Below are 10,370 nucleotides of genomic sequence, written 5' to 3' on the forward strand. Positions count from 1 at the left end.
AGCAGTGTTCAGCGTAAATGTATCAGGAGGATCTGTCGTAATGCCTCTTTCAGTTGTGGGTACTGGAAGGTAAAGCCCATCTGCAAAGCCGCTTGCGGGATCACTTTCTGCCCCGTCAAAACCACTTGAGCTGCCTCGCCCAACAGCAGTTCCAACGCCAGCTCCGGCACAGGCAACCAAGAGGGGCGACCCAAGACCTGGCCTAAGGTTCGGCAAAACTCTTCCATCTGCACCGGGTTGGGAGCGGTGGCGTTGAACACTCCGGATCCCTGCTCCAGCAGGAAGCAGACCAAGCTCACCCAATCCTCGCGGTGGATCCAAGACAGCCATTGTTTGCCGGAGCCGATCGTTCCGCCGATAAAGAACTGAAAGGGGGCCAGCATCTGCCCCAGCGCTCCTCCATCCGGACCCAACACAATCCCCGTGCGCAGGATGGCCAAACGGATCCCCAATTCCTCAACCGGCCGGGCGGCAGCTTCCCAGGCCTGACAGACTCCTGCCAGAAAATCTTGGGCCGGGGGATCCGTCTCCGTCAGGGGATCCCCTTCTGGATGGGATCCGTAGTAACCCACCGCCGAGCTGCTGATCATCACCTGGGGCTTTTGGTTGAGGGAGGCGAGAGCTTGGACAAGGGCCTGGGTGGTTTCCACACGGCTACGACGGATTTCTTTTTTCTTGGTCTCTGTCCAGCGAGAAGAAGCCAAAGGCTCTCCGGCCAAGTTGACAATCCCCTCGTACCCTTCCAGGGCGGCTGCCCAGGCTTGCGGTTGGTAGGGATCGTAGGGCAGCAGCTTGAGGTTGGGGGATTCCCCCAAAATGCGGCGGGCCTGCTCCAGGCGGCGGGTCAAGACCAAAACCTGATCCCCTTGCTCCAGCAGACGGGCCACCAAGCGACGCCCGATAAAACCACTTCCACCCGTGATGACAATGCGCATGATGTGGATCCGACTTGCATCTGCACAAGCCCTGTGCCGCCCTTGTCCTTTGAACGGTGCAGAGCCTTTCCGCTACTCGAACCTCTAGCCTAGCGCGTTTCCTGCCCCGCGTTGGCCATTGCCTGGGATCCCGCCATCCGTTTGCTGAGCTTGGCGAAGTGGCAGAGCCCAAGAAAGCCCAAGAATAAAAATGTTTTGCGGCAAAGCCTGACACACCTGGAAAAATCGGCTTCAATAGGCCCTAGCTGCGCTTCTTGGCAGCAGAGGTGGTTCATCGTCCCCCTATTTTCTTCCCTTCACCCGTGACACCCAAGTCTTCTTCCCGTACCCCGGCTCGCCACGTGTCTATGCGTGCAGAGCAGGTTGCTGGGCCGCGGCTGGACATCTCTGTTGCTCCACGAGTGCATCGCTCCCAAGGGCAGGGATCCCTGGTTCGGGCAGGGTTTCCCTCCTCTCTCCCAATTTCCGGTCGGCGGACGATCCCTGTCCAGCGCTCCCGCCGGCGCGGACGGCAAGAACCTGGCCACGAGCCTCAAGTCTGGGAGATGGCCTGTCACATCGGGGTGAATGTCTTGTTTACGGCGGCTGCCCTCAGTGGTTTGTATCGCCTCTTGCCGGTGCAGTTGGCTCAGCACCACCGGCTCCAGGTTCTGGAGCGGCATATCGAGGTCTTGTCCACTCGGATTTCTCGGCTGCAGGAGGGGGTGGATCGAGGTATGGATCCCTTGCAGCAGGAGGCCCTGATCAAGGAACGGCTGAATCGGGTGCCACGCAATCAAATTCAGGTGCGTTTGGTGGATCCCAGTACCTGGGTGGCGGACGACGAGAAGAACACCCACCCTTCCTGGATCGGGCAGTCCACCCAGCCGTCTGCCAGGCCGTAGGCTGCCTCTGCCTAGGCTTGTTTGAGAAGCAAGGCCACCTCTTTGGCAAAGTAGGTGAGGATGATATCGGCACCGGCCCGCTTCATGGCCAGCAGCGATTCCATCATCACTTTTTTGCCGTCGATCCAGCCTTTTTGTTCGGCGGCTTTGATCATGGCGTACTCGCCGCTGACGTTGTAGGCAGCCACGGGCAGATCCGTCGATTCCTTAACTCGGTAGATGATGTCCAGGTAGGCCAGGGCCGGCTTCACCATCACCATGTCCGCCCCCTCGGCTTCGTCCAGCTCCACTTCCTTGATGGCTTCCCGAGCATTGGCGGGATCCATTTGGTAGGTTTTTTTGTCTCCGGATTTGGGCGCGGATCCCAGGGCATCGCGGAAGGGGCCGTAGAAGGCAGAGGCATATTTGGCAGAATAGGCCAGGATCGCCACATCGGTGTAGCCTTGGTCATCCAGGGCCTCCCGAATGGCACCGACACGACCGTCCATCATGTCCGAGGGGGCCACAATATCCGTTCCCGCCTCTGCTTGGGAGAGGGCTTGCTTGACCAAAACTTCCACCGTCTCGTCGTTGAGGATCACCCCATCCCGCACAATGCCGTCGTGGCCGTCGCTGTTGTAAGGATCCAAGGCCACATCGGTTACCACCAAAATCTCGGGAATTTCCTGTTTAATCCGCCGCACCGCCCGCTGGATCAAGCCCTCTGGGTTGAAGCACTCCTGCCCGGTGGGATCCTTTTTCTCTTCCGGCACCACCGGGAACAGGGCCACCGCCGGGATCCCCAGTTGAGCGGCTTCTTCCACCTCCTTTAGCAGCAGGTCTAGGGTGTAGCGGTAGCAGCCGGGCATCGACTCCACTTCCTGCCGCTGGTTCTCCCCCTCCATGACAAACAGGGGATAGATCAGATCCTGCACCCGCAGGTGGGTTTCCTGCACCATCTGGCGGAAGGCCTCTGTGCGCCGCAGCCGACGGGGACGGTAGATCAGGTCTTGGCTCATGGGAGCAGCAGGAAAGAGGGCGTTTCTATTTTGCCATGAGGTCGGTAGGGGCTGAGTTGGTCGTCCGGCGAGAGGCGACATCCGGGGCAGAGGGAAAATGCCGAGCCAGCCAGCGGCGAAGGGTCTCTTTTACCGCTTCGGCTTGGCAGTCGTGTAAAAGATCGTGGCGGGACTGGGGAAAATCGTGGATTTCTCCCTGGGGCAGCCGACGGGCAAAATCCACAGCTCCCGCAGGATTGACGACGATATCGGCAGAGGTGTAAAGCAGCAAAACCGGCAGGCAGAGCCGATGGACTTGATCAAGGCAGCGCTGCCCGCTGCGCACCAGTTCGGCTGTGAATCTGGCCCGCGTCACACCGCACATGTAGGGATCCGCCGCAAAGGCGGCTTGCTGCTCGGGTAGGGAAGTCACCCGCGCCGGCTCGTAGAGGCCAGTTAAGGCCAGCTGGGGAGCAACCCTGTCCAAAACTTGCAGAAGGGCGTGGGTAAAAGGGGTGAAATAGTGGTCGATGCGAAAAGCCGGAGAGATGAGAACCAGGCCCTGCACTTGGTCGGGATGGGCGAGGGCATATTCCGTAACCCAGTTGGCCCCCGCGCTGTACCCGCACCAGATCTGCGGGATCCCTTTCTGCGGCCAAATCTGCTGCGTGATCCTCTCCAGATCCGCTTGATATTGGCTGAAACGGTCGATCCAGCAGCGGATCCCGCCGGAGCGACCAAATCCCCGCATGTCAGGCGCCAAAACCTCCCACCCTTGAGCAGCCAACTCGCCGGCCAAAGGGCAAAACCCGCCGCCGTGATCCCCTTTGCCGTGCAAAAGCAACACCCGTCCGCAAGGGGATCCCTGGGGCCAGTGGTGCAGAAAAGCCGGGATCCCATCGGAAAGCAGCAACTCCTGGGGCCGATAGATCCCCGACGAAGGTTGCGGCTGAGCTCCCGACCGCCCATCCAGAGCCTCTAAGTCACCTAACCGATCAAAAGGCATGGGCAAATCCAACACACGTCCGGCAAGACCCGGCAAAGCCGCAAATTATATCTTCCTATGTCCCGGTCGCCCGCGAGCGCTGCCGCCGCTGAGGAGTTGCAATCTTTGTTTCCAGCCCAGCATATTTCTTAACAATCTCTGCTCTTGCCGGGGATCCCCGACATGCCGGGCTTTGCAGCCTTTTCTGAGGATGGGATGAAAGGATCTCTCGGGGGGAGACTGGGGCCATTTGCGGGAAAAAGGCCCTCTGAGAGGTATGATGTTGTGAAGAAGTTTTGCGGGGTCTCAGGTTGAACGGGATCCCCTCTCTGGGGTGGTTCACCCTTGTTTTACGATTGCCTTATCGCTTCATCAGTTCACTCAGTCGGAAACGGGTTGCTGAAACTATGCTGTTACTGAAAATCTCTGTTTACGCGGTTGTCATCTTTTTTGTGGGGCTTTTTGTGTTTGGTTTTTTGAGCAACGACCCCTCCCGCAACCCCAACCGTCGAGACCTGGAGTAGGGGATCCCGCCTTGGGCAGCTTGCGAACTCCAGTGATAACTGGATCATCGCTTGAGGGAGCATGCCTCTGGCCCTGTTTTTGCCGAACCTTGCTGGTTGCCCTAGCTATGGGAGAACGGATGCCCAGGGAGCTCCTGCTGGCGGGGTAGCGACAAAGTTGCTGCTGGTCATGGGTTGCAGCAGCGGTGAGCGAGATTCAGTCTTGTTGCAACTCCGTCCCGCTGGCACGACCTGTGGCGGCCATTCCCCTCTGGAGTGAATGGCCTCGTCTCAAAGCTGGCAACTCGGCTGGCTCACTGGAAGGCGGTAATCAGCAATGTCTGGGATCCGGAGCGATTCTGTTGGTCAAACGCGGTAATCCGGAACTGCCAAACGCCGATGGGATCCCCGAGGGCAACGCGGAAATCGGTACTGAAGCTACAAAAGGTGGCCCCAGGGTTACAGCCGGCCTGCTGTGGGCTGAAGAATTCCCTTTGCACGCGCACGCCGCTGGGGTTGAAAGTTTCCAGCTCGAGGAACTGCGTTGGACGAGCACCACCCGGCACACTCACCTGCACCGTAAAAGCCGGCGTGGAGGTGCCTACCCGCACCGAGGTGGGCGCATTGATAAACGAAACCGTTGGGCCTTGGGGTGGGGGCAGGATCGAGCCCCCTGAGCTGCCGCCATCTCCACAAGCAGCCAGCCCGGTTGCCAAAAAGCCGGTGGCCAAAAGGGTGAGAGCAGTCCGTTGCATCCCTCAGTTCCTCACGCAAACCCATCCATCCTGGCAAGACTTGACCAGAATCTGTACCACCGCTTGAGCGGCACAGCTCTAAGTTACTTTTCTAAGTTACTTTCTGCCTCTGCAGCTTGAGAAAAGATGCGCCACGACCCAAATCTGCATGGGCCTTTGCGCAGAGTTGATTCCCTTGCTTCAGAGCAGCAGCAAGCGCCGCAACAGCAACGCTATCACCGCAACAAAGCTGGCCACGATGAGCTGTCCCGGCAGAGTATAGCCGGAGTAAAGCCCTATCAACCTCAGCAACTCCCCATTCCAGGGTTGTGTGGCCAAAAGGTAGAGAATCCCGGTCAGGTGAACTAAGGCCAAAGCCACCAAGCTGCCGGATCCCAGCTCTTGGAGGCCCACCGGGGAGTAAGGGATCCCTCCTGCCAACCGCTTCCCATCGACAGCACGTTGGTGGGCCGGGGGAGAAGGGTAGGGATCCCGTTGCGGAAAAGCAATTGTCCCGCAGGCCCAGGCTCCTGGCAGAAACCCCAGCAAGTAGCCAAAGGCAGGCTGGTATAGGTACTGCCACCCTCCCCCTTGGGCAAACACCTGTAGCCCTGCCAGCCCCAACCCTAGGTAGACGATCTGGGCGCACACCGCCGCCACCGGCCCCGCCAAACAAGCCGTCAGCAACACGCCCCCGATTTGCAGCGAAAAGCTGTATCCCCCCAACCCAGGCAGCCCGGGCGGAAAACTCAAATGGGTTAGGGTGCCCAAAATGGTCAGGAGGACCCCAATCGCCGTCCAAAGCCATTCCAGAGGAGTTAAGAGCAAGCCAGACCGCATAAACCGAGAGGAAATTTTTCCCTATGCTAAGAAAGGGAAGGGGCAGATGGGGTGGGCAAAAGGTGGTCAAGGCAGAGTGGATTGAACTGGCCCAGGCCCTGGCCGATGCTGCCGGAGCGGTGATTCGCCCCCTGTTTCGCGGAGAACTGCAAGCCGAATACAAAGAGGCCCGCTCCCCAATTGTGACGGTGGCCGACCGGGAGGCAGAGCGGGCCATGCGAGCTTTGCTGATGGCCCAAGTGCCAGAACACAGCATCCTTGGCGAAGAGTTTGGTTTTCACCAGACGGGATCCCTCTATACCTGGGTTTTGGATCCCTTGGATGGCACCATCGCCTTTTCCACCGGCAAGCCCACCTTTGCTACTCTGATTGCCCTCTTGGAAGAAGACCGCCCCATTTTGGGCATCATCGATCAACCGGTGTTGCGCGAACGCTGGCTGGGGGTACGGGGACAACCCACCCAATGGATGACCCCCTCTCACCGACAGGCTGCTCAAACCAAGGCCAATACCGACCTCAGCCGCGCCTACTTGAGCTGTACCACCCCTGATTTGTTCACCCAACCCGACCAACAACGGTGCTTCCAGGGGCTCAGCCAAGCAGTTCACATTACCTCCTATGGGGGCGATGGCTACCAGTACGGCCTGTTGGCCAGCGGCTGTGTGGATCTGGTGATGGAGTGTGGCCTTGCCCTCTACGATTTTGCTGCCCTTGTGCCGGTGATTGAGGGATCCGGTGGCGTGATTACCGATTGGCGAGGGGATCCCTTAACCCGCACCTCCACGGGAGAAGTGTTGGCGGCAGCCAACCCCAGCTTGCATCGACAGGCCCTGGCCGCGATTCAAAAAAGCGGGATCTACCCAGCGAAATAAGCAGGCTCATTGCCAGGTTTCCACTTGATGTTGCAGCCCAGGCTGGGCTTTTGGTCGGGATCGATGGGCTTGCCGGCCAGAAGGTTATCCAGCGCCGCCCGCAAATCTTTGCCCGTCACCGGCACATCGGTCAGGCTGGGACGGCTGTCGTCCAGTTGACCACGATAGACCAACTTGCGATCCGCGTCGAACAAGAAAAAGTCGGGGGTGCAGGCAGCGGTGAAGGCTTTGGCCACCTCTTGGGTTTCGTCGTAGCAGAAGGGGAAGGTAAAGCCCAAGGTCTCGGCCATCTTCTTCAAGTTCTCTGGGCTGTCATCCGGGTATTTCTCCACATCGTTGGCGCTGATGGCTACAATGCCGACGCCGCGATCCTTGTAATCTCTGCCAAGGCGGGCCAGCTCCTCTTGCACGTGCTTCACATAGGGACAGTGCTGGCAGATGAACATCACCAGCAGGGCCGGCTTGTCGGCAAAGGTGGAGAGGGAGATGGTTTGGCCGCTCACCACATCCGGCAGGCTGAAGTCAGGGGCTGGGGTGCCCAAAGGCAGCATGGTTGAGGGGGTACGGGCCATAACAAACCTCCGGCGTAAGGTTTCCTCAATCATTGTGGATCATCCTGCTCCCACAGGAGCCGTCGCAAGGGGATCTCGCCGGCAAACGGGAGCGCCAGAAGGGATCCCAAGCAGGCCGGGGACAGCTTTTACAATTGGATAAGGTTGGCAACACGATTGTTGGGGAGCTGAGCCTTGAGCACCGCCGTCTTACCTGCTGCTCCTTTGGTGGATACTCACGTCCACCTCAATTACCCCGATTTTGCCGCGGATCTGCCCCAGGTGGCCGAGCGCTGGCGTCAGACGGGGATCCGGCGTTTGGTGCATTCTTGTGTAACACCGGCAGAATTCCCCCAGTTGCAGGCCATTGCCGACCAGTATCCGGAAGTATTTTTGTCGGTGGGGCTGCACCCTTTGGAGGCGGGCCAGTGGCAGCCCGATTTGGCCGAAAAGATCGCCCACCTGGCCGCCAGCGACGAGCGAGTGGTGGCTATCGGGGAGACGGGCCTGGATTTCTACAAGTCCAACCCGGCGGATATCGAGCGGCAAAAAGAATCCTTCTGGGCCCAGATTGCCATTGCCCAAGCGCAGGATCTGGCGTTGATCGTCCATTGCCGCGAGGCGGCAGCAGCCACCTACGCCATCCTCAAGGAGGCCATGGCCACGGGGGGGCCAGTGCGGGCGGTGATGCATTGCTGGAGCGGATCCCCGGAGGAGACGCGGCTGTTTGTCGAGCTGGGCTGCTTCATTAGCTTCAGCGGCATTGTCACTTTCAAAAATGCCGAGACTGTCCGCCGGTCGGCCTTGGAGGTGCCCCTATCCCAGCTTTTGGTGGAAACCGATTGCCCTTTTCTGGCTCCCACCCCCTTCCGCGGCAAACGCAATGAGCCGGCTTACGTGCAGCGGGTGGCCCAAACCTTGGCGGAGCTGTTGGGAATCCCACCGGAAAAACTGGCAGAAGAAACCAGCCAAAATGCCGCTCGCCTGTTTCAGCTGCCTCTCCTCTAGCTCTGCTTTCCGATGGCGCGGGTGGACCGTAGGCCATTCCCGACCCCAGATCTCACCCGATCTCAGACGATTCCAACCCGGGAAACCCTGGGTTGCCATTTTTAACTTTTTCTTTAACTTTTCTTTTCAACTCCGACTGCTCTTCTCAAAGGCATCCTATGCTGGAAAAAAGGAATGTATTTCTAGATATTTTTCTAGTTTCTAGATGCTCTCCGCTAATTCCAGGGGCTAGGGGCTTGCAACTATGGATACCAAAACGCGGGCTGCCGAAGCTCGACCCAGCCGAGACGCCCTCATCAACCGCATCACCCACCAGATTCGGCAATCCCTGGAGCTGGATCAGATCCTGAGGGCGACGGTGGAGGAGGTGCGCGCCTTTTTGGGTACGGATCGGGTGAAGGTTTACCGCTTTGATCCCGAAGGTCACGGAACGGTGGTGGCGGAAGCGCGAGGAGGGGAGCGGCTGCCCTCGCTCTTGGGGCTGACTTTTCCGGCAGGGGATATTCCCGAGGAGGCGCGGCGGTTGTTTCGCCTAGCTCAGGCGCGGGTAATTGTGGATGTGGAGGCGCAGAGCCGTTCCATCAGCCAGCCGGAGTCTTGGGGGTTGTCTGCTAGGGTTCCTCTGGGCGAGCCGCTACAGCGGCCTGTGGATCCCTGCCATGTCCACTATTTGAAATCCATGGGGGTGGCCTCTTCCTTGGTGGTTCCCCTGATGCATCACCAGGAGCTATGGGGGCTGTTGGTCTCCCATCATGCTGAGCCTCGTCCCTACTCCCAAGAAGAGCTGCAGGTGGTGCAGTTGCTGGCGGATCAAGTTTCCATTGCCATTGCTCAGGCGGAATTGCTGGAGCAGGCGCGGCAGAAGGCGCAGCAGGAACGCCTCATCAACCAAATTGCTGCTCTAGTTTACTCGCCCCTGCACCCGGAGACGACCTTGACCACGGTGCTGGAGCAGCTTGCTGCCGGTTTGCAGGGGATCGGGGCACGGCTGCGGATCCACTTTATGGGCGCAGACACCCTCTGTTGTCATGGTGTGCAACCCCCGGCCAGCTACGACACCTGGCTACAGGAGCAGCTCGGAAGGGCCGGAGGAGCGGGGGGCTGGGTCAAGATGTGGTCGCTCTCCCACTTGGAGAAATGGCCGGAGCTGCAAGAGCAGATGAAGCAGACGCCCATTCGTGGCCTGCTGGTGGCCCAGCTCGCCTGGAATGACCAGCCGGTGGGCTGGCTGAGCGTGTTTCGCGGGGCCGTTTACCAAGAAACCCACTGGGCGGGCTACCGTTGGTTTGCTCAGGGGGATCCCAGACAAGAACTGCCTTTGATCTCTTTTGCTGCCTGGCGGGAGCTGAAAATTGACGAGCCTAAGGCTTGGTCAGCTGCAGAGCAAGAGCTGATGAGTCGGGTCGGGGTACATTTGGCCCTGTCCATTACGCAAAATCAGCTCTACCGGCAGTTGCAAACCCTCAACGCCCGTCTGGAGCAGGAGGTGCAGGAGCGGACGGCGGCCCTGCAGCGATCTCTGGCTATGGATGCCCTCTTGCAGCGGGTCACCGACCAGGTGCGCAGCAGTTTGGAGGAAGCCCAGATCCTGCGGGCAGTGGTGCAGGAGTTGGCTCTGGGGTTGCCCATTCAAGGTTGCGATCTCTGTCTCTACGATTGGGCATCTGGCCAGGCGACGGTGCGCTACGAATACACCTCTGCCCTACCGCCCGTCGGCGGGATTACCCTGACTTTGGCCGACTACCCCGATCTTTACCGGCACCTGCAAGGGGGTCAAGCGGTGCAATTCTGCCACTTGCCTGGGCAGGGCTGGATCCCCCGTCGGGAAGGGCTGACCCTGCTGGTGTGCCCGCTGCGGGATGACCAAGGGGTGCTGGGGGATCTCTGGCTGGCGAAGCCGGCAGCCGAGTGCTTTGATGAACTGGAGGTGCAGGTGGTGCAGCAGGTGGCGGATCACTGCGCCATTGCCATCCGCCAGGCCCGCCTCTACCAGGCTTCTGTGCAGCAAATTGGTGAGCTGGAGCGCCTCAACCGCCTCAAAGATGATTTTTTGAGCACCGTCTCCCACGAGCTGCGCACCC

At 59.5% G+C, this 10,370-nt stretch carries 11 protein-coding genes; 5 read left to right on the forward strand and 6 right to left on the reverse strand.

The annotated features are described in order from the left end of the window. Nucleotides 1-8: 8 nt before the first annotated feature. On the reverse strand, nucleotides 9-935 hold the full coding sequence (locus tag NW818_RS04360; protein ID WP_414423930.1) for a TIGR01777 family oxidoreductase: 927 nt from the start codon (nucleotides 933-935) through the stop codon (nucleotides 9-11). 347 nt (nucleotides 936-1,282) lie between these two features. Here NW818_RS04360 and NW818_RS04365 point away from each other — a divergent pair, with 347 nt between their 5' ends. Then, a complete protein-coding gene (locus tag NW818_RS04365) occupies nucleotides 1,283-1,819 on the forward strand; it encodes a hypothetical protein (protein ID WP_238376986.1) in 537 nt (178 codons plus the stop codon). Between the two features lie 11 nt (nucleotides 1,820-1,830). Here the strand turns inward: NW818_RS04365 and hemB are convergent, their stop codons facing one another. Next, the gene (gene hemB, locus NW818_RS04370) at nucleotides 1,831-2,817 is read right to left on the reverse strand and encodes a porphobilinogen synthase (protein WP_414389687.1); all 987 of its coding nucleotides are present in this window, start codon (nucleotides 2,815-2,817) and stop codon (nucleotides 1,831-1,833) included. A 25-nt stretch (nucleotides 2,818-2,842) separates the two neighbouring features. After that, nucleotides 2,843-3,802, reverse strand: a complete 960-nt coding sequence (locus NW818_RS04375) for a lysophospholipase (protein WP_414423931.1) — start codon at nucleotides 3,800-3,802, stop codon at nucleotides 2,843-2,845. A 386-nt stretch (nucleotides 3,803-4,188) separates the two neighbouring features. Between NW818_RS04375 and NW818_RS04380 the strand changes: the two genes are divergently transcribed. Continuing rightward, nucleotides 4,189-4,305, forward strand: coding sequence for a photosystem II reaction center protein I (locus NW818_RS04380; RefSeq protein WP_011434021.1), 117 nt, complete (start codon nucleotides 4,189-4,191; stop codon nucleotides 4,303-4,305). A 293-nt stretch (nucleotides 4,306-4,598) separates the two neighbouring features. Here the strand turns inward: NW818_RS04380 and NW818_RS04385 are convergent, their stop codons facing one another. Beyond that, nucleotides 4,599-5,039, reverse strand: coding sequence for a hypothetical protein (locus NW818_RS04385; RefSeq protein ID WP_049749596.1), 441 nt, complete (start codon nucleotides 5,037-5,039; stop codon nucleotides 4,599-4,601). Between the two features lie 180 nt (nucleotides 5,040-5,219). Next, entirely contained in the window at nucleotides 5,220-5,858 is a 639-nt protein-coding gene (locus NW818_RS04390) for a biotin transporter BioY (protein ID WP_414423932.1), read from the reverse strand. Nucleotides 5,859-5,920: 62 nt separating this feature from the next. Between NW818_RS04390 and hisN the strand changes: the two genes are divergently transcribed. After that, the gene (hisN, locus tag NW818_RS04395; RefSeq protein WP_414423933.1) at nucleotides 5,921-6,730 is read left to right on the forward strand and encodes a histidinol-phosphatase; all 810 of its coding nucleotides are present in this window, start codon (nucleotides 5,921-5,923) and stop codon (nucleotides 6,728-6,730) included. Here the strand turns inward: hisN and NW818_RS04400 are convergent. Beyond that, nucleotides 6,715-7,302 (reverse strand): thioredoxin family protein, encoded by a 588-nt coding sequence (locus tag NW818_RS04400; protein ID WP_041437584.1) that lies wholly within the window; start codon nucleotides 7,300-7,302, stop codon nucleotides 6,715-6,717. The two genes, hisN and NW818_RS04400, sit on opposite strands and share 16 nt — an antisense overlap. A gap of 174 nt (nucleotides 7,303-7,476) precedes the next feature. Here NW818_RS04400 and NW818_RS04405 point away from each other — a divergent pair, with 174 nt between their 5' ends. Both NW818_RS04405 and NW818_RS04410 read left to right on the forward strand, forming a co-directional pair. Beyond that, nucleotides 7,477-8,289: a TatD family hydrolase gene (locus NW818_RS04405; RefSeq protein WP_414344800.1), complete on the forward strand. Its 813-nt coding sequence runs from the start codon at nucleotides 7,477-7,479 to the stop codon at nucleotides 8,287-8,289. Nucleotides 8,290-8,533: 244 nt separating this feature from the next. Then, the coding region (locus NW818_RS04410) for a GAF domain-containing protein (RefSeq protein WP_414423934.1) at nucleotides 8,534-10,370 on the forward strand (1,837 nt) is incomplete at its 3' end.

Source organism: Synechococcus sp. R6-5, from assembly GCF_047461775.1.
Taxonomy (GTDB): Bacteria; Cyanobacteriota; Cyanobacteriia; order Thermostichales; family Thermostichaceae; genus Thermostichus.